23 protein-coding genes are annotated in these 20,537 nt (G+C 73.0%); 9 read left to right on the top strand and 14 right to left on the bottom strand.

All coding sequences use genetic code 11. The features are described 5' to 3' along the window. Positions 1-102 precede the first annotated feature (102 nt). Genes ACOJV9_RS10410 through ACOJV9_RS10400 form a run of 3 tightly spaced genes read left to right on the top strand, consistent with a single transcriptional unit; the run spans position 103 to position 4,442 of the window. Positions 103-2,208, top strand: a complete 2,106-nt coding sequence (locus ACOJV9_RS10410) for a catalase (RefSeq protein WP_420185135.1) — start codon at positions 103-105, stop codon at positions 2,206-2,208. A gap of 51 nt (positions 2,209-2,259) precedes the next feature. Next, a complete protein-coding gene (locus ACOJV9_RS10405; protein WP_420185134.1) occupies positions 2,260-3,438 on the top strand; it encodes a zinc-dependent alcohol dehydrogenase in 1,179 nt (392 codons plus the stop codon). After that, positions 3,435-4,442, top strand: coding sequence for an SDR family NAD(P)-dependent oxidoreductase (locus tag ACOJV9_RS10400; protein WP_420185133.1), 1,008 nt, complete (start codon positions 3,435-3,437; stop codon positions 4,440-4,442). The genes ACOJV9_RS10405 and ACOJV9_RS10400 overlap by 4 nt, the downstream gene beginning before the upstream one ends. A gap of 15 nt (positions 4,443-4,457) precedes the next feature. Here ACOJV9_RS10400 and ACOJV9_RS10395 read toward each other — a convergent pair whose 3' ends face one another. The 10 genes from ACOJV9_RS10395 to ACOJV9_RS10350 form a co-directional block, all read right to left on the bottom strand. Then, positions 4,458-5,153 (bottom strand): helix-turn-helix transcriptional regulator, encoded by a 696-nt coding sequence (locus ACOJV9_RS10395; protein ID WP_420185132.1) that lies wholly within the window; start codon positions 5,151-5,153, stop codon positions 4,458-4,460. After that, positions 5,150-6,067 (bottom strand): glycosyltransferase family 2 protein, encoded by a 918-nt coding sequence (locus ACOJV9_RS10390; protein ID WP_420185131.1) that lies wholly within the window; start codon positions 6,065-6,067, stop codon positions 5,150-5,152. The genes ACOJV9_RS10395 and ACOJV9_RS10390 overlap by 4 nt, the downstream gene beginning before the upstream one ends. Beyond that, on the bottom strand, positions 6,060-7,127 hold the full coding sequence (locus ACOJV9_RS10385; protein ID WP_420185130.1) for a glycosyltransferase: 1,068 nt from the start codon (positions 7,125-7,127) through the stop codon (positions 6,060-6,062). The genes ACOJV9_RS10390 and ACOJV9_RS10385 overlap by 8 nt, the downstream gene beginning before the upstream one ends. Then, positions 7,124-8,194 (bottom strand): glycosyltransferase, encoded by a 1,071-nt coding sequence (locus ACOJV9_RS10380; protein ID WP_420185129.1) that lies wholly within the window; start codon positions 8,192-8,194, stop codon positions 7,124-7,126. The genes ACOJV9_RS10385 and ACOJV9_RS10380 overlap by 4 nt, the downstream gene beginning before the upstream one ends. Positions 8,195-8,207: 13 nt before the next feature. After that, complete coding sequence (locus tag ACOJV9_RS10375) at positions 8,208-8,594, bottom strand: hypothetical protein (RefSeq protein WP_420185128.1); 387 nt, start codon at positions 8,592-8,594, stop codon at positions 8,208-8,210. Continuing rightward, positions 8,591-9,133: a hypothetical protein gene (locus ACOJV9_RS10370; protein ID WP_420185127.1), complete on the bottom strand. Its 543-nt coding sequence runs from the start codon at positions 9,131-9,133 to the stop codon at positions 8,591-8,593. Before ACOJV9_RS10370 ends, ACOJV9_RS10375 begins: the two co-directional genes overlap by 4 nt. A gap of 69 nt (positions 9,134-9,202) precedes the next feature. After that, positions 9,203-9,937, bottom strand: a complete 735-nt coding sequence (locus ACOJV9_RS10365; RefSeq protein WP_420185126.1) for a glycosyltransferase family 2 protein — start codon at positions 9,935-9,937, stop codon at positions 9,203-9,205. Further along, complete coding sequence (locus tag ACOJV9_RS10360; protein ID WP_420185125.1) at positions 9,934-11,304, bottom strand: PIG-L family deacetylase; 1,371 nt, start codon at positions 11,302-11,304, stop codon at positions 9,934-9,936. The genes ACOJV9_RS10365 and ACOJV9_RS10360 overlap by 4 nt, the downstream gene beginning before the upstream one ends. Next, complete coding sequence (locus tag ACOJV9_RS10355) at positions 11,301-12,392, bottom strand: acyl-CoA dehydrogenase family protein (protein WP_420185124.1); 1,092 nt, start codon at positions 12,390-12,392, stop codon at positions 11,301-11,303. The genes ACOJV9_RS10360 and ACOJV9_RS10355 overlap by 4 nt, the downstream gene beginning before the upstream one ends. A gap of 114 nt (positions 12,393-12,506) precedes the next feature. Beyond that, a complete protein-coding gene (locus ACOJV9_RS10350; protein WP_420185123.1) occupies positions 12,507-14,066 on the bottom strand; it encodes a fused MFS/spermidine synthase in 1,560 nt (519 codons plus the stop codon). Between the two features lie 81 nt (positions 14,067-14,147). On the opposite strand from ACOJV9_RS10350, the gene ACOJV9_RS10345 reads away from it, so the two are divergent. Further along, a complete protein-coding gene (locus ACOJV9_RS10345) occupies positions 14,148-14,588 on the top strand; it encodes a cytochrome b/b6 domain-containing protein (RefSeq protein ID WP_420185122.1) in 441 nt (146 codons plus the stop codon). 2 nt (positions 14,589-14,590) lie between these two features. On the opposite strand, the gene ACOJV9_RS10340 is transcribed toward ACOJV9_RS10345, so the two are convergent. Further along, on the bottom strand, positions 14,591-15,097 hold the full coding sequence (locus ACOJV9_RS10340; protein WP_420185121.1) for a 2'-5' RNA ligase family protein: 507 nt from the start codon (positions 15,095-15,097) through the stop codon (positions 14,591-14,593). A gap of 9 nt (positions 15,098-15,106) precedes the next feature. Further along, positions 15,107-15,643 (bottom strand): glycine cleavage system transcriptional repressor, encoded by a 537-nt coding sequence (locus ACOJV9_RS10335; RefSeq protein WP_420185120.1) that lies wholly within the window; start codon positions 15,641-15,643, stop codon positions 15,107-15,109. Positions 15,644-15,774: 131 nt separating this feature from the next. On the opposite strand from ACOJV9_RS10335, the gene ACOJV9_RS10330 reads away from it, so the two are divergent. Together ACOJV9_RS10330 and ACOJV9_RS10325 are read left to right on the top strand one after the other, a co-directional pair. Continuing rightward, a complete protein-coding gene (locus ACOJV9_RS10330) occupies positions 15,775-15,996 on the top strand; it encodes a hypothetical protein (protein ID WP_420185119.1) in 222 nt (73 codons plus the stop codon). Positions 15,997-16,055: 59 nt separating this feature from the next. Beyond that, entirely contained in the window at positions 16,056-16,295 is a 240-nt protein-coding gene (locus tag ACOJV9_RS10325; protein WP_420185118.1) for a YqcI/YcgG family protein, read from the top strand. On the opposite strand, the gene ACOJV9_RS10320 is transcribed toward ACOJV9_RS10325, so the two are convergent. Next, a complete protein-coding gene (locus ACOJV9_RS10320; RefSeq protein WP_420185117.1) occupies positions 16,227-17,141 on the bottom strand; it encodes an Fpg/Nei family DNA glycosylase in 915 nt (304 codons plus the stop codon). The two genes, ACOJV9_RS10325 and ACOJV9_RS10320, sit on opposite strands and share 69 nt — an antisense overlap. 3 nt (positions 17,142-17,144) lie before the next feature. After that, positions 17,145-17,366: a hypervirulence associated TUDOR domain-containing protein gene (locus ACOJV9_RS10315; protein ID WP_420185116.1), complete on the bottom strand. Its 222-nt coding sequence runs from the start codon at positions 17,364-17,366 to the stop codon at positions 17,145-17,147. Between the two features lie 160 nt (positions 17,367-17,526). Between ACOJV9_RS10315 and gntA the strand changes: the two genes are divergently transcribed. The 3 genes from gntA to ACOJV9_RS10300 all read left to right on the top strand — a co-directional run bounded on the left by gntA (position 17,527) and on the right by ACOJV9_RS10300 (position 20,473). Then, on the top strand, positions 17,527-18,225 hold the full coding sequence (gntA, locus tag ACOJV9_RS10310; protein WP_420185115.1) for a guanitoxin biosynthesis heme-dependent pre-guanitoxin N-hydroxylase GntA: 699 nt from the start codon (positions 17,527-17,529) through the stop codon (positions 18,223-18,225). Next, positions 18,222-18,848: a DUF1989 domain-containing protein gene (locus ACOJV9_RS10305; RefSeq protein ID WP_420185114.1), complete on the top strand. Its 627-nt coding sequence runs from the start codon at positions 18,222-18,224 to the stop codon at positions 18,846-18,848. Before gntA ends, ACOJV9_RS10305 begins: the two co-directional genes overlap by 4 nt. 305 nt (positions 18,849-19,153) lie before the next feature. Continuing rightward, the gene (locus ACOJV9_RS10300; RefSeq protein ID WP_420185113.1) at positions 19,154-20,473 is read left to right on the top strand and encodes a DUF2252 domain-containing protein; all 1,320 of its coding nucleotides are present in this window, start codon (positions 19,154-19,156) and stop codon (positions 20,471-20,473) included. Positions 20,474-20,537: the final 64 nt, after the last annotated feature.

The raw sequence follows: 20,537 nt of genomic DNA, 5'->3' as shown, positions 1-20,537 counted from the left end.
AGGGGGCAGGGCCGGCCGGGCGGGCGTAACGTCGACAGAACGTCCGCGTGCTCGCGGGTCGGTCGGCTCCCGGGCACCCCATGTCCGAACAGGGAGATCTGGATGACCACGAAGAAGACGACGTCCGCCGCACGAGACACGACCCAGGGACCCGCCGACGAGGTCGGCAACGGTGGCGAGCTGCACCAGCTCGCCGGTGGCGACAGCCCCGTCCTCACCACCGCCCACGGGGCGCCGGTGCAGGACGACAACAACTCGCTGCGCGCCGGGGACCGCGGACCGACCCTCATGGCGGACCACGCCTTCCGCGAGAAGATCTTCCACTTCGACCACGAGCGCATCCCCGAGCGCGTCGTCCACGCCCGTGGCTACGGCGCCCACGGCGTCTTCGAGTGCCACGAGTCGCTCTCCGACATCACCCGCGCGAGCGTCTTCGCGCAGGCCGGCAAGAAGACCGAGACGTTCGTCCGCTTCTCCACGGTCGCGGGCAACCTCGGCTCCTTCGACCTCGCCCGGGACGTGCGCGGCTTCGCGACGAAGTTCTACACCGACGAGGGCAACTGGGACCTCGTCGGCAACAACATCCCCGTCTTCTTCATCCAGGACGCGGTGAAGTTCCCCGACCTCGTGCACTCGGTCAAGGAGGAGCCCGACCGCGGCTTCCCGCAGGCCCAGTCGGCGCACGACACCTTCTGGGACTTCGCCTCGCTCATGCCCGAGTCGACGCACATGACGCTCTGGCAGATGTCCGACCGGGCGATCCCCCGCTCGTTCCGGATGATGGAGGGCTTCGGGGTCCACACCTTCCGCTTCGTCAACGCCGCCGGCGAGGGCACCTTCGTCAAGTTCCACTGGAAGCCGGTCCTCGGCATGCAGTCGGTCGTCTGGAACGAGGCCGTGAAGATCAACGGCGCCGACCCCGACTTCCACCGTCGCGACCTCTTCGACGCCATCACGGCCGGGGACTTCCCGCAGTGGGAGCTCGGCGTCCAGGTCTTCGACGACGCCTTCGCCGACGCGTTCGACTTCGACATCCTCGACGCGACCAAGATCGTTCCCGAGGAGCTCGTGCCGGTCCGCACGGTCGGGACGATGACCCTGAACCGGGTGGTGGACAACGTCTTCGCCGAGGTCGAGCAGGTCGCGTTCATGACGCAGAACGTGCCACCGGGCATCGACTTCACGAACGACCCGCTGCTCCAGGGCCGGAACTTCTCCTACCTCGACACCCAGCTCAAGCGGCTCGGTAGCACCAACTTCAGCCAGCTGCCGGTCAACGCACCGCGATGCCCGGTCGCCCACTTCCAGCGTGACGGCCACATGCAGACGTCCAGGCAACCGGGGCGGGCGGCATACGAGCCGAACTCCTTCACCGGCAGCGACCGTGGGCCACGCGAGGCCGGCCCCGACGGGCACGTGCCCTTCGCCGAGCCGGTCGAGGGAGTCACCCGCCGCATCCGCGCCGAGTCGTTCCGCGACCACTACAGCCAGGGCCGTCAGTTCTGGATCAGCCAGACCGACGTCGAGCAGGACCACATCGTCGCGGCCTACGTCTTCGAGCTCGGCAAGTGCGAGATGCCGGCGATCCGGCAGCGGATGGTCGCCAACCTGCGCAACGTCGACGAGTCGCTCGCCGCGCGCGTGGCCGACGGCCTGGGTATGCCGCTCCCCGCGGCGTCCGAGGCCGCCGCACCGCTCGTGGAGACCGAGCCGTCCTCTGCGCTGAGCATCCTCGCCAACGCCAAGGAGACGTTCGAGGGGCGCAAGCTCGGCCTGCTCGTCGGCGACGGCGCCGACGCGGCCGCGGTGAAGCGCCTGAGCAAGGCCGTGGCCAAGGCCGGTGGCACCGTCGAGGTCATCGCGGCCAAGGTCGGCGGCGCGACGCTGTCGGACGGGTCGCTGCTCGAGGCCCAGCAGGCGGTGGCCGGGGCGCCGTCGGTGCTCTACGACACCGTGGCGGTCCTGGCCGGGGCGGACGGCGGTCAGGTGCTCGCCGACGAGCCGGCCGCTCGCGACTTCCTCACCGATGCCTTCACCCACTTCAAGGTCATCGGGCTGGGCGGCTCGACCGACGCCCTCGTCGAGGCGGCCGGCCTCACGGGCAAGCTCGACGACGCCTGCCTCGCCGTGGGCACCGCGGCCGAGACCACGGCATACGTCACCCGGATAGCCGGACCCCGACAGTGGGTACGTGACCTGTCGGCCTGAGATCTCGCAGCTCCACGCACTCCCCCGTTCCACGACACGAAGGAGCACCACATGAAGGCACTCACCTGGCAGGGCAAGAAGGACCTCCGCATCGAGGAGGTCCCCGACCCGCGCATCGAGCAGCCCAACGATGCCGTCATCAGGGTGACGTCGACGGCGATCTGCGGGTCCGACCTGCACCTCTACGACCCGCTCGGCCCGTTCCTCGCGCCGGGCGACGTCCTCGGGCACGAGACGATGGGCGTCGTCGAGGAGGTCGGTCCGGAGGTCACCCACATCAAGGCCGGCGACCGCGTGGTCATCCCGTTCAACATCTCCTGCGGCCACTGCTGGATGTGCGAGCGCGGCCTGATGGCGCAGTGCGAGACCACCCAGGTGCGCGCCCAGGACAAGGGTGCCGCCCTCTTCGGCTACACCGAGCTGTACGGCTCGGTGCCCGGCGGCCAGGCGGAGTACCTCCGTGTGCCGCAGGCCCAGTTCGGGCCGATCAAGGTCCCCGAGGGCGTCGCCGACGAGCGCTTCCTCTACCTCTCCGACATCCTGCCCACCGCGTGGCAGGGCGTCGAGTACGCCGAGGTCCCCGACGGCGGCAGCCTCGCCGTCTTCGGCCTCGGGCCGGTGGGCCTGCTGGCCGTGGCCATCGGGGTGCACCGCGGTCTGCAGGTCATCGGCATCGACAACGTGCCCGAGCGCATGGCCAAGGCGGAGCAGTACGGCGCGGCCGTGGTCAGCTCCGACGTCGACGACGTCACCGCCGCGATCCGTGACCTCACCGACGGTCGCGGCGTGGACGGCGGCCTGGACGCCGTCGGCATGGAGGCGCACGGCAGCCCGGTGGCCGAGGCCGCGATCAAAGGTGTCGGCTTCGTCCCCGACAAGCTCGCCAAGCCGATGATGAAGACCATGGGCATCGACCGCCTCGCCGCCCTCCGGTCGACCATCGGCGCCGTGCGCCGTGGGGGGACCGTGTCGATCAGCGGCGTCTACGGCGGCATGGCCGACCCGATGCCGATGATGCAGATGTTCGACAAGGGGCTGTCCCTGCGGATGGGCCAGTGCCACGTCAAGCGCTGGGTCGACGACATCATCCCCGTGGTCATGGAGGACGGCGACCCGCTCGGTCTCGAGACCCTCGCGACCCACCGGCTGCCCCTCGAGTCCGCCCCCGACGCCTACTCCATGTTCCAGAAGAAGGAGGACGGCTGCATCAAGGTGGTCCTCAAGCCATGACCGGTGTCGCGCTCGTCGCGGGCGCCTCCCGTGGGCTCGGCCTGCTCGTCAGCGCCGAGCTGGTGGCCCGCGGCCACCGGGTCCACGGGTGCGCCCGCGACCGGGACGAGCTCGACCGCGCCGAGCGGCTGGTCAACGGTGGTGAGGTGGGTCCGCGCCCCCCGGCGGCCGGTGACGGCACCCCGCCGCGCGGCGAGTTCGTCGGGCACGTGTGCGACGTCGCCGACGCCGAGGCGGTCGCCGCGTGGGTCGACGGGGTCCGCGCCGCCGAGGGCCGGATCGACGTCGCGATCCACGTCGCGGGGATCATCCAGGTCGGCCCGGTGGAGTCGACCACCCTCGGCCACTTCCGCGCCGCCATCGACACGATGCTCCTCGGACCGGTCCACCTGTGCCTCGCCGTCCTGCCGACGATGCTCGAGGCCGGCACCGGGCGGATCGGTGTCGTCAGCTCGGTCGGTGGCGTGGTCTCGGTGCCGCACCTCCTGCCCTACTCCGTCGCCAAGTTCGGCGCGGTGGGCCTGACGGAGGGGCTCCAGGCGGAGCTGAGTGGCACGGGGGTCACCGCGACCACCATCGTCCCCGGGCTCATGCGGACCGGTGGGCACGTGCACGCGCAGTTCGTCGGGGACGCGGCCAAGGACTACGCGTGGTTCGCCCCGGGCGCCTCGCTGCCACTGCTGTCAGTCTCGGCCGAGCGGGCGGCCCGGCGCATCGTCGACGGCGTACTCGCCGGCCGCTCGCAGGTCGAGCTGACCCCGCTGACCTGGGTGGGGCGGCGGGTGCACGGACTGTTCCCGGGGCCGACCTCACGGCTGCTCGGCCTCGTCGCCCGGGCCCTCCCCCACGGTCGCCAGCAGGGGCCGTCGCTGAGCGGGCGGACCGAGTCGGTGAAGGGTGCGGAGGCACGCGAGGCGCTGGACTCCCGGCTGGTCGACGGCGTCAGCGTCCTGGGCGACCGGGCGGCTGCCCGGCTCAACGAGGAGGGGAGCCGCGAGGAGTAGCCGGTCCGCGGCCGCTCAGGCGTCGGAGGAGGAGCCGACCGCCATCGCGTCGTCGGGCTGCGAGAGCAGCACGCGCATGCGGGTCGGGGCCATGCCGTGGTCGATGCCCCACAGCACGGCCTGGCTCCGGGTCGTGACGTCCATGGTCCGGTAGGCCGAGCGGATGTAGGACTTCACCGAGTTGATGCTGAGGTAGGTGCGTTCGGCGATCTCGTTGTTGCTCAGCCCGGAGGTGACCAGGGCGACGATCTCCGACTCGCGGGGGGTGAGCCCCTGGTCGCGCCCGGGCCACGACTGGCTGGCCATGACCGGCTCCTCGCTCACGGTGACGAGGTCGAGCAGGCCCTCGTGGACCTTGACGAGGGCGGAGGCGAGAGCCTCGCCGTCGAGGGACTTCGGCAGCGCGGCCTGCACCCCGCGCGCGCGTGCAATGACGACCAGCTCCTCGGTCAGGACCCACGTGTAGAGGACGAGCCGACCGATCAGCGGGCTCTGAGCCAGGTCGTCGAGGTCGGGCTCGTCGAGGCTGGTGTGGGTGAACGTGTCGTACAGCGCCACGTCGACCGGGGTCTCCGGGAGGAGGTCCGCGTCCAGCTCGACGACCCGCACGAGGTGCGCAAAGGGCTCCAGCATGGCGGCCACCCCGCGGACGATGAGCTCGTGGTCGTTGACCACCGCCACGGTCAGGGGGCGGTCGGGGGCCGGAGTCATGGCTGAACGGTACCTGTGCCGAGCGACGACCCGGAAACCTTCACCGACGTCGGGGTCGACGCCCGCGGTGAGGCGGGAGGAGGCTGCGTAACCAGCGTCAGCCTTCCGCCGTCCCGGCTCACGAGTCCTCGTCGCTCGAACTCGTCCAGCCACCCGGGCATCGGCCACTCGCCCCAGCGGGCGTGGAAGGTGGCGGCGTTGCGCACGATGTCCTCGAGGTGGTCCACCGGCGGCTGCGTGACCGGGTGCCACTGGTGGAAGGCGTCGGCGCCGCCGACCCACACGAGGTCTACGCCGCGGCTGCGGGCCACCCGGCCCAGGTCGGTGTCCTCGGCGCCGTAGCCCACGTAGCCCTCGTGGAACCCACCGAGGGTGTCCCACGTCGAGGCGGTGACGGCGCAGCTCAGCGACCAGAAGAGGTCATGGTCACCGCCCCTCACCACCTCACCCGGTGGCGGGTCCGGCCGCGCCGGGTGCGGGAACCGGAGCGCGTCGAGGTCACGGGGGTGGGCGGGCACAGGAACCCCTTCACCCAGATAGGTCACCGGACCGGCGAGAAGCGCGTCGGGGGCCAGGTCCGACGCCCTGCGGTAGGCGTCGACGAGACCGGGACCGGGCACGCAGTCGACGTCGAGCAGGACGACGAGCCCGGCGCCGGCGGCCAGGGCCGTGCGCACGCCCGTGTTGCGGGCGCGGGCCAACGGCAGTCCGCGCCGGTCGTCGTCGACGTGCACGACGGTCGTCCAGTCGTGGGCGCCCGCGACCCGGTCGACGACGTCGGCGACCTCGGGGTCGCCCATCGCGACGACGACGTGCGGGACCCGTGGGGCGACGTGGCGCAGCACCCGGACCTGCTCGCGGAGGTGGCCGTGACGCCCCCTGACGATCGTCACGACCGCGACGGTGTCAGGCACCCGCGACCACCTCGACGAGGGAGGCTGCCCGCGCCGCCGCTCCCTCGCACCCCCAGGTGCTCCAGGCGCCACCTCCCTGCGTGCGAGCCCGCGCGACGAGGTCTCCCCACCGCGCCCCCTGCACGTCGTCGCCGTGGACGACCTCCGCGATGCCCGAGCTCGCGAGCACCGCTGCCAGGTGGTGCTGCTCGTCGAAGGGCCGGCTCTGGGGCAGGACCACGGCGGGCAGGCCCCACCCAGCGACGTCCGCGATGGCGTTCTGGCCCGCGTGGGTCACGACGACGTCGCTGTGGGCGAGGTGGTGGCGCACGTCCGGCACCCAGGCCCGTCCACCGACGACAGTCCAGTCGAGGTCCGGGACCGAGCCGGTGATGAGGTCGGGGAGGTCCGGGTCGTCGAACCCGTCGGAGCCGGCGAGCACAAGACCGCGGGGCCGGTGCGACGACGCCGTGGGCGAAGACGCCGCGGCGGCCGACGCTCCCTCGACGGCGCCGGTCGGGTTGCGGGTGATCCCGCCGACGGCGACCACCCGCGGTCCCGGCCGGTCGTCCCGGTCGGGGGTGCGCGCCGTGTGCCAGATGTCCTCGGTCGCCCAGGCCGGCCAGGGCGCGAGGACGGCAGTGGCGGCGTCGTAGGCCGCCGCGTGCGCCGAGTCGGTGCGCGAGCCGGGCTGCGCGACGACGACCACGGGGACGCCGAGCAGCCGCACCATGACGGCGACCTCGCACGAGACGTCCACGACCACCACGTCCGGCTCCTCGACCTGGACCCAGCGGGCGATGGTGGTCATGCGCTCGCGAAAGCCGCTGTGCCACAACGGCGCCCAGTGCATGAGGCCGTGCACGGTGACGTCGACGTTCGACTCGTCCTCCGTGTCGGACAGCGGTGCGTCCATCGCGAGCCGGACCGACGTGACCGGGCCTCGCCGGGCGGCGTCACCGTCGAGGGCGGACCCGAGGAGGGTGACGTCCGCGCCGCGCGCCAAGAGCTCCTGGCCCACGACCATGGCCCGGGTGCGGTGCCCGGCGCCGTGGTGGTGGACGTACCAGCCGACCTTCATCGCCCGGCGTCCTGTCCGAGGATGAGCTCGCGGTAGAGCGCGGTGTAGTCGCCGACCATCCGGTGAGCCCCGAGCGCCTCTCGGGCAGCGGTGTGCACGTCGGGCCGGTGCATCGCCTCGGCCACCGGCACCCCGTCGGCGATGGCCTGCACGGCCTCCTCGTCGTCGCCACTGGCGTCGACGACCACCCCGAGGTCGGCGGTGAGAAACTCGGACAGGCCCCCCCGGTCGAGGGCGACGACGGGAGTGCCCCACATGACCGCCTCGGCGGCGACGAGGCCGAAGGGCTCGTCCCATCGAGGGGTGACGAGTGCGGCGGAGCTGGCGCGCACCAGTGCGGCGAGCTCCGCGTGCGACAGGTGCCCGACGTACTCGATGTCGTCGTCGAGCTCCGGCGCGACGACTGCGTCGAACCAGGCGCGGTCGCTGACCGGACCCGCGATCCGCAGCCGTCGTCCAGCGGCCCGGGCCGCGCGGATGGCGAGGTCGGTGCCCTTCTCGGGCGTGAGGCGCCCGGTCCACACCAAGTGCTCGCCACCCTCGCCGGGACCGCCGCCGTCGTCCTCGACGCCGTTGTGGATGATCCGGGGCCGGGTCGGGAGGGTGGTCCAGTCCGCGCTGTTGGCACGCGAGACGCAGACATAGGCGGCGAGGGGGCCCGCCAGCGCGACGCCCATCTCCATCCACGGCAGCGGTGGGGTGTGGAGCGTGGTGACCACGGGCACCGACAGGGCACCGCTCAGGGCCAGCGGGAGGAAGTGCAGGCTCTGGTTGTGCACGACGTCGACGTCGCCCCGCTCGAGCAGGTGACCGACGGCGCCGGTGAAGGCGGCGTGGTCGTCGAGGAAGTCCATCGGCAGGGCGTAGTCGAGTCCGGCGACCTCGCTCAGCTCGGGCAGCTCGACGTAGGGCACGAGCTCGTCGGCGAGCTCCGGGTCGGTTCCCGCGCACGCGTACAACCGCACGTGGTGGCCCATCCGACGCAACCCACGTGAGAGCAGCGCGGTGTGCGACTCCTGCCCGCCGGCATACGGCTCGACGATGGGGTGTCGGGAGGTCGCCAACATGGCGATCCGCACCTCAGCCGCCCGTCAGGACGTCGAGGAGCCGCTGCGGCTCGGCGACGGTGAGGGTGGCGCCCGGGTGCCGGATCGTCCCGGTCGGGTCGATCGCGGGGACCGGCGTCGCGAACCGCACGCACACCGCCCGGTCGCCGTTGGTGGCGAAGGTGACCCCCCGGTCCGAGAAGGAGAGGTGCGGCGGGCCGGCGGTCTTGAGCCAGTGGAAGTCGCCGGTCAGCTCGGCGCCGACGACGTTGTCGCGCCCGGTCACCAGGCTCCACGGCCCGAAGCGGACCCGCAGCTCGCGATCGGCGACGTCCACGTGCGCCGTCGCCGGGACGACCCCGAAGGCCAGGGCAGGCAGGCGGTATGCCGCGGCGAACGCGAACTCGAAGCGCGTGCTCACCGGCGCCGCAGCAGCGACGTCGGGTCGTCGAGGAGGCCGGCGACCCCCCGTTGCTGCTCGCCAAGGAAGGCGTCCAGCACGAGCAGGCCGCCCGTCGTCAGGGGCGTCGCCCACTGCAGCCACGACAGCCGCTGGGACAGCTCGCGGGAACGGCGTCGCGCCACCGGGTCGTGGTCGGCCTTCTCGCGCGCCTCACCCAGGCGTGCTCCGTTGAGGTATGCCGCAGCGCTGGCTGCCAGCGCTGCTCCCGTGAGCGCGGTCTTGGCGACCACCGCGACCGTGGTGGGTGTGTGGGTCCTGGTGCGACGCCTGTTGTCACCGAGGATGGCGATGCCGCTGAGCAGGTGCAGCGCGATGGCGCCGCCTTGCACCGGGCCCCACGCGTTCCAGCCCCGGTCGGCGATCTCCGCGCGCTCCTTGAGGTCGTCGCCCTCCTGGGCAGCCGGGTTGAGGCCGACGGCCCCCATGAGCGAACCCCCGAACCAAGCGGCGTTGGTCACGAGGTGCAGGGCACGCACGGTGGTGCTGTAGGCGGTCATGCCTCGACCGTAGCTGCGTGGCCTCCGCGACGGTTCACCCCAAAGGGGGGCGGTCACCGCGGTGGCAGCTCAGCCGGCGTCGCGCCGGACCGTGGAGCCACCCTCCTGGCGGACCTCGTCCGCGAGGTCGCTCAGGTAGTCGGCGAAGCCCCCGTGGCAGCGTGGGTTGCGCCGAGCCGAGGACGCGACCCGCACCCGGTCGGTGGCCACCCACCGTGTCGTGCCGGCGCGGATCCTGCGGACGAGGTCGACGTCCTCGTCGACCGGCATCGGCCGGAATCCCCCGACCTCGAGGTAGGTGCTGCCGCGAAGGCCGAGGTTCGCCCCGTGGACGTGCGGGTGCCCTTCGACGAGGAGGTGCCGGGCCCGCCACGCGCTGAGCACCGCCGCGTCGGCCAGCCCGAGCGGCTCCACGGTGCCGACGACGGCGTCATGGCTCTCGGCGAGCGCCACCTGTCCCACGAGCCAGTGCGGCGGCACGACGGTGTCCGCGTCGGTGCCCGCGATCCAGAGGTCGCGCGGCGCGACGCCGTCGGAGGCGGCCCGCGCGAGCGCGGCGCGGACACCCGCGTGGCGGGTGGCGCCGACGTTGCCGTGGTCGACGGTCAGCGTCGCCACACCCGCGCGGCGAGCGACGCCGGCCGACCGGTCGACGCACCGGTCGAGGACCACGGTCGTCTCGACGGTGAGGTCGGGACGGCTCGCCCGCAGGGCTGCCCGCGCCGCCGCGACGCTCGCGAGGCAGCGCGGCAGTCGCCGCTGCTCGTCGCGGGCCGGGATGACGACGTGCACCGCGCGGATCATCGCGGGACCACATAGGTGTCGAGGAGGACGTCGTCCTCGACGTGGTGGAGGGTCGACCACGGCGCGAGGACCGCACTGACCTGCTCATGGACGGATGGCCCGTCGAGAGGGATGTCCCGGGTCGGGTGGCGCCAGTGCACGAGGACCAGCTCGCCACCGGGCGACAGGCGCTCGAGCAGCCGCCCGAGGGTGAGCCACAGCTCGAGCGGCCGGAGGAAGTAGCCGACCTCGGACAGGACGGCGAGGTCCAGCGGGCCGTCGACCTGCTCGACGACCCGCGGCGCCTCACCCTCGACCCAGACGATGGTCGCGGGAGCGTCGCGGCGCGCGACGTCCAGCGCCCGCCGGCTCACGTCGACCGCGACGACGGCGTCCGCCCGGGCGGCCAGCCCCCGCGTGAGGGCGCCGGTCGAGCACCCCAGGTCGAGGACGCGCGCGTAGTGCTCGGCGCGCAGGACTGCGAGGGTGAGCGCCCGCTTGCGGCGTTCGTACCAGCTCGTGCTCGACCAGGGGTCGTCCCCGGCGTCGAACATCTCGTCGAAGGTGGCGGACCGTGGTTGGTGCGCGACAGGGTCGGCCCGGGCGCGGTCGTGCCCGGGGAGGACCACCGTCGTGAACCCCCGCCGTGAGGGAGCGAGCACGCCGTCGGTCAGCAGCGTCTCGTCACCGTCCGCGGACGAGAGAGCGGTGTGCTGGCTGTGGTGGTGCACCAGCGCACGCGCGCGGCGGTCGAGCCCGTCGAGCGTGGCGTCCACCGCGACCGCGTCCGACCACGGCAGGTCGTCGGGCTTCCCCCAATGCCAGAACCACACGAGGTAGTGCCCGATGCCGGTCCGCCCGCCGCCGTCGGCGACCGCGGCAATGTCGGCGACCGCGGCGGCCGCCCCACGACCGGCCGCGTCGTGGTCGGGATGCCCGTCGGCCGTCCACGGCGCGAGGACGAGCGTGCCCGGGCGGACGAGGTCTCGGACCGCGGCGACGACCTCGTCGGGCCGGCCGCACAGCCCGCCGTCCGGCAGGCCGGCGTGGACGACTCGGGCCGTGGGGGCGAGGACGGCGGCCGCCCGGTCGGCCTCCACCCTGCGCCGGCGACCGAGGTCGTCGGCCCCGACGGTGGGCGAGTGCGGGTGCGACCCCTCGCCGTCGGTGAGCACCAGCAGGGTGACCTCGATCCCGAGGGAGGCGGCGTCGGCGACGAACGCACCGGCACCGAGGCACTCGTCGTCGGGGTGTGCCGCCACGACGAGGAGGTGCTCGTATGCCGCCAGGACGGCTTCCGTGCTCGGCGTCGCGACCGAGCCCCAACGGGGATCCCGGACCCACCGCAGCTCTCCCTCCGGGTGGTCGAGACGAGTTGCGCCCGTCATCCGCGTGCACCGATGAGCAGGCTCCCGGTGCGGGCGAGGTCGCGGTCGCCGTGGTGCTGGCGGACGTAGACGGTGAGGTCCGCGACCCGGCGCGCGTGCTCCTCGTGCGAGGTGAGCGGACCCGGCCCCAGGGCGCGGGCGCTCTCGCCGAGGGCGAGCTCGGCGGCCGCGGCGGCGGCGTTGCGGCTCCGGGCGGCGACGAGCTCGCCGGCCGCGCCGACGGCCGTGCCTGCGTCGATCGCACCGGCCGCCGCGCGCAGCTCGAGCTCGGCAGCGCGCAGTGCCGCGTCGAGGCGTCCGAGGTGCAGCCCGGCGACCTGGTCGGGCTCGCGTCGCCGCGCAGCGTCGAGGACGGTCTGGGCCAGCGCCGCGGCGGCCCCGAACCACACGGCGGCCACGCAGACACCGCCCCAGGCGAAGCCGGGGCGGGTGAGGTACCAGTCGGCCGGGCCGACGGGGGTGGCCGGGACGGCCTCCAGGCGCAGGCCGGTGCTGCGGACGGCGGCGAGCCCACGCGAGACCCAGGGGGCGTCGGAGAGGTGGACCCCGGAATGTGCCAGGTCCACGACGAACGCCCGCCGCTGCACGTCGTCGACGTGGGCGGTGATGACCGCGTGGCTCACCCGGTCGGCGAGCGAGCACCACGGCTTGGTGCCGTCCAGCACCCACCCACTCCCGGACTCGGTGGCCCGCAGCTGGGCACCCGGTGCGTGGGCGGCATACACGCCGAAGGTGCTCCCCGGCGGAGGAGGCGACGGCGCCACGGCACCGTCGGAGGTGGCGGACTGGGCAAGGATCGCGAGCGCGTCGAGGTGCGGCTCGACCACACGGGCGACGGTGAGGTCGCCCGCCCCGAGCGACGCGAGCGCCTGCAGGACGGTCCACGTGCTCCGGCCCAGCTCGCCGGACACGCGGCCCAGACCGCGGGCGAGGGCGAGGGCGGCGCCGACGTCGGGCCCGGCCCCCCGGGCCGCGGCGACGAGCGTCGGGTCGGCCCAGTCGAGGAACGTGAACGTTGCGGCGCGCTCGGCCTGCGCCTGATCCCGGGCGACGAGGGCTCGGTCGAGGGGGGTCGGGTCGTCGGACATCAGGGCCTCCGGGTGGTTGTGGGGGCGGGATCGCCTCGACCGTACGTGCGGCCGGGGCCGGTGCGGCTCACCCCAATGGGCAGCCTCGCGTCGCACGCCGCTTCCATCGAAGTGTCAGCCGGCTGCGGAGGCCGAGGCGGCGTACGGCGTGAGCAGCTGGTCGACGGGCGCGTGGTCGTCGGTGAGGACCATGGCGTCGCCGACCCAGGAGTCGAGGGCGGCGCCGTCGAGGAGCCGCCAGTCCGGGACCCGCTCGCCCAGGCGCGCGGTGAGCGCCGCCCGGTCCACGGGAGCCTGTGAGGCGACGACGACGACGTTGCCCCCGGCGCCCGGCTCGCCCTCGAGCACGTCGGTCTCGGCGACGAGGACCACGTGGTCGAACACGGCCTGCAGCGTCGCGATCTCGGCGCGGACGAAGTCCATGGGCCCGAAGTCGATGAGGTTCGCGGCATACAGGCCGTCGACGTCCAGCACCCGACGCACCTCGCTCATCGCCTCTCTTGTCGTGAGGTGCCACGGCACCGACACCCCACCGAAGGCGTCACCGACGACGAGCTGCTGGCTGCCGGACCGGATCCGGCCGAGCCCGAGGCGGCCGTCCTCGACCCGCACCTCGAGGTCGGGGCCGGTCACGAGGCCCAGCTGCTCGACGTCGACCTCGAGCACGCCGGCGTCGATCTCCGAGACGATGCTGCGCGTCCCGGGCCGCAGCTCTGCGAGGTAGCGCGGCAGGGTGAGGCCACCCCCTCCGAGGTGGTAGGCCGCCACCGGCTCGGCGGCGGGGAAGGAGGCGTCCGCGACCGACGCGAGGGCGGCGATGTAGTCGAACTCGAGGTGCGTCGGGTCCTCGAGGTCGACGTAGGAGTGACGGAGCCCGTCGAGCACGAGGACGCGACCGGTGGGCCGTTCGTCGTCGCCCACCACCTGGGCGCAGTGGTAGACCGTCTCGACGTCGCAGCTGCCCGGCCCCCACGCGGCCCCGAGCACGCCCGGCACGAGCAGCAGCGCGGCCGGCGCCGACCGGGGCAGTCCCGAGCGCGCTCCACGGCCGAACCGGGCGGCCACGACGACCCCCGCGAGGACGAGCAGGACGCCCAGGCCGACGAGGATGAGGCTCACCGGCACGGCCGTGACGAACACGAACCCGGTGAGCACGGTCCCGGCGATGGCGCCGAGGGTCCCCACGCCGGAGAGCCCTCCGACGACGCTTCCGGTGCGGGCCAGGTCGGTGAGGCGCAGCGTCGCCACGATCGGCGAGATGGCGGAGAGCAGGGCACCCGGCACGAAGATCGCGACGGCGGCGATGACGAAGACACCCGCTCCGGCCAGCTCACCCCCTCCGCGGACCACGACCGGCATGAGTGAGACGCAGATCCCGGAGGCGACGAGCAGGGGTGCCAGCAGGCGGCGCGGATCGGTGCCGTCGGCCACCCGTCCCCCCACCCACGCGCCCACGGCGATGGCCGCGAGGGCGACGCCGATGACGAGGGTGCTGGTCTCGAGCGTGAGACCGAGGTAGGGCGCGAGCAGGCGCAGTGCGACGAGCTCGACGACGAGGACCGCTGCACTCGACCCGAACACCAGGGCCGCTGCCGCGCGCGACCCGAGCGGCTCGGCGGCAGCCGTCTCCGCGGCGGCGCCGGTCGCGATGTCGTCCTGCTCGATGGGGTCCACCGGAGCATCCTCGCGCATCGGCCGGTGACCGACGGCTGCCGCCGCGACCCGGTCGCGTGCCGGAGCCCTAGAGTCGAGTCCATGCGCTGGCGCAACGGCCCCGACGGCTACGAGGTGATGTCCAAGACCCTGCACTGGGTCACCGTGCCCGTCCTCGCCACGCAGTTCGTCGTCGGCTGGAGCATCGACGCTGCCGACCCCTCGGTGCCCCGGGCCCACATCGCGCTCGGCCTCCTCGTCCTGGCCCTCGGCGTGGTCCGGGTGCTGTGGAGGCGCGTGGGGCTGCCGCCGTGGGCCGAGCACCTCGACCAGACGGCGAGGCGCATCTCGGCCGTCACCGAGAAGGTCCTCCTGAGCCTGCTCTTCGCCATCCCTCTGAGCGGCCTGCTGCTCCTCGAGGCCGGCGGCGGCTGGCTCGGCCTCCACATCGCCGCCCACGTGACGTTCTTCGCAGCGCTCACCGTGCACGTCGCCCTCATGGTGGCGCACGCCCGCCACGGACAGCTCCGGCGCATGCTCTGACCTCAGCCGACGACGGCGGAGGTCTGCTTCGCAACGCTGTCCCATCGACGCAGACGCGTCGCCGAGCCGTCGAGGCCGGGGGCCCGGAGCAGTGACAGGGCCGCGCCGAGGTCGCCCATCGGTATGCCGCGGCCAAGGGTCACGTGGGGCACCCACCGTCCGGGGGTGGTGAGCGGGCTGGGGACGGCCCTGCTCGCCGTCACCACCGTGGCGTGCAGCTCGAGCAGCGCGGCGTCGGCGACGACGAGGCGGGCCAGGACCAGCCGCCGTCCGGGGAACGCGACGACCGGTCCCAGCCGCACGGCGAGGGGGAGCGCCCCGGACAGGGCCGCCGTCAGCTCCTCGTCGCATGCCGGGAGCTCGCCCGTGGCGAGCAGCGTGATGTGCGGGGCGTTCGTGGTGCCGGTGTGGTCCGCCTGGCTGGGCAGGCCGGCCCGGCTGAGCGCGACCCACTCCCGTCGCACGGCGTCGTCGGTCTCGTCGTCGACGAGCAGCTCGAGGGCCTGCATGACGAGGGGTCAGGCGTCCTCGGCGGTGAGGGACACCTCGACCATGACCTCGCCGGCGATCTCCTCGAGGTCGGACTGCACTCGGGCGAGGTCGACTCCGCTCGGCACCGCGACGACCGCGCGGGCGTCGAAGAGGCGACCGCCGGCCATCGGTGCGTCGCGGGTGTCGCTCTCGAGCGAGGCGACGCTGACTCCGTGGTCGGCGAGGACGCCCGAGACGGCGCCGACGATGCCCGGGCGGTCGTTGCCGAGGACCTCGATGCGCACGTGCCGCACGTTCCCCGGGTCGCCGGCAGCGCCGGGTCCCGCACTCGAGCCGGTGTGGACGGACACGTCCAGCAGCCCGTCGAGGGGGGCCAGCGCCGCGCGCAACGCGTCGGCCCGCTCCTGCGGGACGGTCACGAGCACGATGCCGGCGAACTTGCCGCCGAGCTCCGACAGGTGGCTGCGCTCCCAGTTGCCGCCGCCCTCGGCGATGACGTCGGCGAGGGCCTTGACGAGTCCGGCGCGGTCGTCGCCGATGACGGTGAGGACGAGAGAGGTCACGCTCGATCGTAGCGGCGTCCCCGTCACCCCAAGGGAGGTAGCCGCACCCGCATGAGGACCCTAGGTTCGGACGGTCGGTGGACGACGCCCGGACCTCGTGGCGCTCCGCCAGCCCACACCAGGAGCCGATCGTGTCCCACACCGCCCTCGCCCCCGTCTCATCGCCCGCACCCGTCCTCTCCCTCGTCCCGACCGAGCCCCTGACCGAGGTCAGCGCCTGGCTGGCTCGGGTCCCCGAGCCGTTTCCGGGCGCCCGGGCCGGCATCGACGGCGAGGGCGTCGAGGTCGTGACGACGGACGCCTCGGCAGCCCGAACAGCAGCTTCGACGTCTACGGCGCCGTCCGCGAGCTGACCTCCCGCAACGTTTCCGACGGCGGGACCCGCTCGCTGGTCGCCGTCCTCGAGGGGCCGGTGCGCGTCTCCGAGCAGGCTCTCGAGGACCGCCTCTGGCACACCCTGCAGCACCTCAGCGACTTCGACGACGGGCTGTGGGACGAGACGGTGGTGCGCTCCCTCGACCGCGCCCCGCACACCTTCGTAGTCGACGGCACCGTCTGGTCCGTCGAGCTGCTGCACCCGCAGTCACCCGAGCGTGCGCGTCGCTCGCCGTGGCCTGTCCTCGTCGTCCGGCCCCTCCCGCTCGCCGGCTGACCGCCGTCCCGGCGCCTGGCAGACCGGGCACCAGAACATGCGCTGCTGCCCCATCCGCTCCGCGCGGACGGTCGTCCCGCACACGTGGCACGGGCGTCCCGCCCGGCCGTAGACGGCATACCGCTTGGGCCACCGCGGCACCCGCTCCCCGCGCACGAGCGCAGCCCGGGCATCGGCCATCTGGTCCGCGTCCGTGACGATCCACCCGGCGCCCAGACCCAGGGTCATGAGGTCGACGGCGTCCTGCCAGAGGGCGTCGAACGTGTCGTCGTCGACGTCGTGGCCCGGCGTGAACGGGTCCAGGCGCGCCCGGTGGAGCAGCTCCGCGCGATAGACGTTGCCGATGCCGGCGATCACCTTCTGGTCGAGAATCAGGGCGCCGACGGCGCGCCTCGAGGCCTGGACGCGACGACGGGCGAGGTCCGGGTCGGCGTCGTCGCGCAAGGGGTCGGGGCCCAGTCGGGCGCGCAGTGCGAGGACACCCTCGGCGTCGAGGAGCTCGCAGACCGCCGGGTCGGTGAGCTCGCCGTGGTGCGTGGCCGACAGCAGCCGCCACGCGACGTTGCCGTGCAGGGGCGGCTCGGTCCGCGGGAAGCCGCCCTCGAGCGCGCGCGTGTGTCGCCGGACGGACACCGCGCCGTCCATTGCGAGGTGCAGGTGGACGGTGGGCTCGACGCCGACCGCCGTGACGAGCAGGTGCTTGCCCACCGCCTGTGCGTCGGCGATCACCCGTCGGTCGAAGACCTCGGCCTCGAAGGTGCCGTTGGGCGAGCGCGAACGCACGGGCTGCCCCACGAACTGGCGCAGCCGCCCGGCGATGCCGTGGACGGCGTGCCCCTCCGCCACCGCTCAGTCCCCGTCCGCCCGCTCCACCTCGCTGGCGAGCTTGAGCACGACCGTCCCGTCGTCCTGCCTGATGACGTATGCCGGGTTGTCGTCCGTGCCGTGCCGGGTCACCTCCTCACCCTTGGTCGTGCGCGAGACGTCGTCGTGGTGCACCTCGTCGATCGTGCCCTCGGCCGAGGACCGGCCCCACGTCCACCTGACCCTGGTTCCCTTGCGCATCGCCATGGACCCCAGCATGGGGCAGACCACCGTCAGTGGGGGCGTCCACGCGTGGCCAGCCACCCGCAGGGGGGTGGTGAGCGTGGCTCTTCTTGCCTACGGTCAGGGTGAGCGCGCCCGTCCAACCCGATGCGGCGGCTGATTCACGACCACGAGGAGACCTGCCGTGCCGAGCGACGCCACGTCGTCACCCACCCCGGACGACGTCCGGGCCCAGATGAGGGCCTGGGTGCTCGACGCCGACTACCCGTGCCTGGGCGCGCGCGCCGTCTTCAACCGCGACCGGGCCCACATCGCCACGACCGGCCGGCTCGGGCACGTCAGGAGCAGCTTCGACGTCTACTGCGCCCTGCGCGACTTCGGGGAGTCGGCCGACCCGGACGCCGGCTTCACGTCCCTCATGGCGGCGTTCGGCGGCCCGCCGCCCCCGACCGAGCGGGCGTTCGAGGACGCCCTGTGGCGCACCCTCCAGCACCTGTGCGACTTCGACGACAGCCCGTGGAACCCGGACGTCTCCAGCGACCCCGACGACGTCAACTTCTCGTTCAGCATCGGGGGCACGGCGTTCTTCGTCGTGGGGCTGCACCCCAACGCCTCGCGCATCGCCCGGCGTGCGCCGTGGCCGATCCTCACCTTCAACCTGCACGCGCAGTTCGAGCAGCTCAAGCAGACCGAGCGCTACGCCCACATGCGCGACACGATCCGGTCGCGCGACTTCGAGCTGCAGGGCTCGGTGAACCCCATGGTGGCTGACCACGGGACGATCTCCGAGGCCCGTCAGTACTCCGGTCGCGCGGTTCCCGACTCGTGGCAGGCACCCCTGGACGTCGTTCCCGACACCGACCCGGCATCCTCGACGTCATGACCCTCGACCTCCAGCCCGGCTTCACCCGCCTCGAGCCACAGACCGGCACCCACGTCCGGCTGTCCCCCGGCGACGTCCTCACGGTCGTCGACCCGAGCGGGGTCCAGGTCAGCGACCTCTACTGCGTCGCCGCCGACGACGTCGCCGAGACGCTGTCGTCGGGCCGCTCCATCGACTTCGAGAACACCATCCGCTTCCGCGAGGGCAGCCGGCTCTGGAGCAACCGCAGCCGACCGATGCTCACGGTCGTCGAGGACACCTGCGGAACCCACGACTTCCTGCTCACGCCGTGCAGCCAGCAGACCTTCGACATCCTCTATCCGGACCTCGGCGGAGCGCCGCACCCGAGCTGCTTCGCCAACCTCGTCGCCGCCCTGTCACCGCACGGCGTCCAGCCCGACCAGATCGGGACGACGCTCAACATCTTCATGAACGTGTGGGCCGACGGCGACGGGGAGCTGCACATCGACCCGCCGCCGAGCCGCGCCGGTGACCGCTTCTCGGTGCGGGCCGAGATGGACCTGCACGTCGCGATCACCGCGTGCTCCGCCGAGAAGTCCAACGGCGGCGTGTGCAAGCCGATCGACTGGTCGGTGACCCGGGCGGGCGCGAGCTCGTCCTGAGCCGCTACCGCACGCGCGGTCACCGGACGATGAGGTTGAGCACCACCGTCAGCAGGATCGACAGGACGACGGAGATGGCGATCATCGCGAGGCAGCCGGCGGCGCCCCCGACGGGGCGGATCTGGAGGGGACTCATGCGGGCCAATCTCGCATGCGTGCCGGGGGTGTCGCACCACCCCAAAGGGCGGACGCCCCGGCCGGGCTGCTCCTGGGCTGCCCCGACCCGACTCCGCACCCGGCTGCGTCTCCACGGGGTGGCCGCGCGCGAGGGGTCCTGAGCCACTTCCCGCACTAGGGTCCGACCCATGCCGACGACGAGGTCCGAGAGCCGCACCCGCATCATCGTGGACGTCCTACGCGAGTCGTTCGGTGACGCAATGGCTGCGCACCCGACGGCATACCGGCACAAGTTCCGGCGGATGGCGCACGACCCGCACTCCTTCTACCGCGGGTCCGCCGGGCTGTTCTACCGGGACGTCACCCGGATGGACGCCCCCTACGTCGATGAGCGGTCCTCGCGGATCTGGGTCCACGGGGACCTGCACGTCGAGAACTTCGGCACCTACCTCAACTCCGCGGGGCGGCTGGTCTTCGACGTCAACGACTTCGACGAGGCCTACGTCGGGCACTTCACGTGGGACCTCCTGCGCTTCTCCGCGTCGCTGGCCCTGCACGGCTGGCAGAAGGCGATCCCCGACGAGGAGGTCCGAGCCCTCATCGAGACTTACCTGCGCTCCTACCTGCGCCAGGTCGGCCACTACCGGAGCACACCCGACGACACCGAGTTCGCGATCCGGCTCGAGAACGCGCGCGGCCCCGTCCTGACGGCCCTGCACCGGGCGCGCGAGGTGCGTCGGGTCGACCTGCTCGACGAGCTGACCACGGTCGAGGACCACCACCGGATCTTCGCCACCAAGGAGGGAGTGCGCCGCCTCGGCAAGGCCGAGCGCGCCCAGGTGATGGAAGCGTACGAGGACTACCTCACGACGATCCCGTCGGACAAGCGCAGCCGGGTACCCGTCTTCTACGACGTGCGTGACGTCGTGGCCACCGTGACCCATGGCATCGGGAGTGCCGGCCTGGCGAGCTACAACCTGCTGCTCGAGGGCCACAGCCAGGCCCTCGAGAACGACGTCGTCGTGCAGATGAAGCAGGCCAACGTGCCGGCGCTGAGCCGCTTCGTCGAGAGCGGCGACATCGACGCCGCCTTCGAGCACGAGGCGCACCGCACGGTGGTGAGCCAGCGGGCCCTCCAGGCGCACACCGACTCTCTCCTCGGGCACACGACCATGGACGGTGTGGGGTTCGTCCTGTCCGAGATCTCGCCCTACGAGGTGGGACTGGCCTGGTCGGACCTCGACGAACCGGAGGAGATCGGTGTGGTGGTGCGACAGCTGGGGCAGGCCACGGCCAAGATCCACTGCGCCTCCGACGAGGACAGCGACCAGCACCTCGTGACCTTCCAGGTCGAGGAGGCGATTGCCGGTCCCTTGACGGGGAGGCGCTCGGAGTTCACGACGTGGGTGGTCGAGCAGGCGATGGCGTATGCCGCGCAGGTGCACACCGACTACCGGCTCTTCGTCGAGGCCTTCAAGGAGGGCCGCGTCGGTCTGGACGCCCTCTGAACGGGCTCGACCGCCGGGGCGGCCGGCACCGCCAAGGGAATAGGAACCGTCTCTCCCGCTTTGT

Source organism: Knoellia terrae (genome assembly GCF_048606435.1).
Taxonomy (GTDB): domain Bacteria; phylum Actinomycetota; class Actinomycetes; order Actinomycetales; family Dermatophilaceae; genus Knoellia; species Knoellia terrae.
The sequence above is the reverse complement of the archived record's forward strand: the minus strand, read 5'-3'. Positions and strand labels throughout refer to the sequence as shown.

Bases quoted from the DNA above. Each gene is read 5' to 3' on its own strand.
- ACOJV9_RS10365 (WP_420185126.1), bottom strand. From the start codon at position 9,937: ATGATCCGCGCGGTGCACGTCGTCATCCCGGCCCGCGACGAGCAGCGG.
- ACOJV9_RS10345 (WP_420185122.1), top strand. From the start codon at position 14,148: ATGCGCTGGCGCAACGGCCCCGACGGCTACGAGGTGATGTCCAAGACC.
- ACOJV9_RS10385 (WP_420185130.1), bottom strand. From the start codon at position 7,127: ATGAAGGTCGGCTGGTACGTCCACCACCACGGCGCCGGGCACCGCACC.
- ACOJV9_RS10305 (WP_420185114.1), top strand. From the start codon at position 18,222: ATGACCCTCGACCTCCAGCCCGGCTTCACCCGCCTCGAGCCACAGACC.
- ACOJV9_RS10355 (WP_420185124.1), bottom strand. From the start codon at position 12,392: ATGTCCGACGACCCGACCCCCCTCGACCGAGCCCTCGTCGCCCGGGAT.
- ACOJV9_RS10380 (WP_420185129.1), bottom strand. From the start codon at position 8,194: ATGTTGGCGACCTCCCGACACCCCATCGTCGAGCCGTATGCCGGCGGG.
- ACOJV9_RS10315 (WP_420185116.1), bottom strand. From the start codon at position 17,366: ATGGCGATGCGCAAGGGAACCAGGGTCAGGTGGACGTGGGGCCGGTCC.
- ACOJV9_RS10400 (WP_420185133.1), top strand. From the start codon at position 3,435: ATGACCGGTGTCGCGCTCGTCGCGGGCGCCTCCCGTGGGCTCGGCCTG.
- ACOJV9_RS10370 (WP_420185127.1), bottom strand. From the start codon at position 9,133: ATGACCGCCTACAGCACCACCGTGCGTGCCCTGCACCTCGTGACCAAC.
- ACOJV9_RS10360 (WP_420185125.1), bottom strand. From the start codon at position 11,304: ATGACGGGCGCAACTCGTCTCGACCACCCGGAGGGAGAGCTGCGGTGG.
- ACOJV9_RS10405 (WP_420185134.1), top strand. From the start codon at position 2,260: ATGAAGGCACTCACCTGGCAGGGCAAGAAGGACCTCCGCATCGAGGAG.
- ACOJV9_RS10300 (WP_420185113.1), top strand. From the start codon at position 19,154: ATGCCGACGACGAGGTCCGAGAGCCGCACCCGCATCATCGTGGACGTC.
- ACOJV9_RS10395 (WP_420185132.1), bottom strand. From the start codon at position 5,153: ATGACTCCGGCCCCCGACCGCCCCCTGACCGTGGCGGTGGTCAACGAC.
- ACOJV9_RS10340 (WP_420185121.1), bottom strand. From the start codon at position 15,097: ATGCAGGCCCTCGAGCTGCTCGTCGACGACGAGACCGACGACGCCGTG.
- ACOJV9_RS10410 (WP_420185135.1), top strand. From the start codon at position 103: ATGACCACGAAGAAGACGACGTCCGCCGCACGAGACACGACCCAGGGA.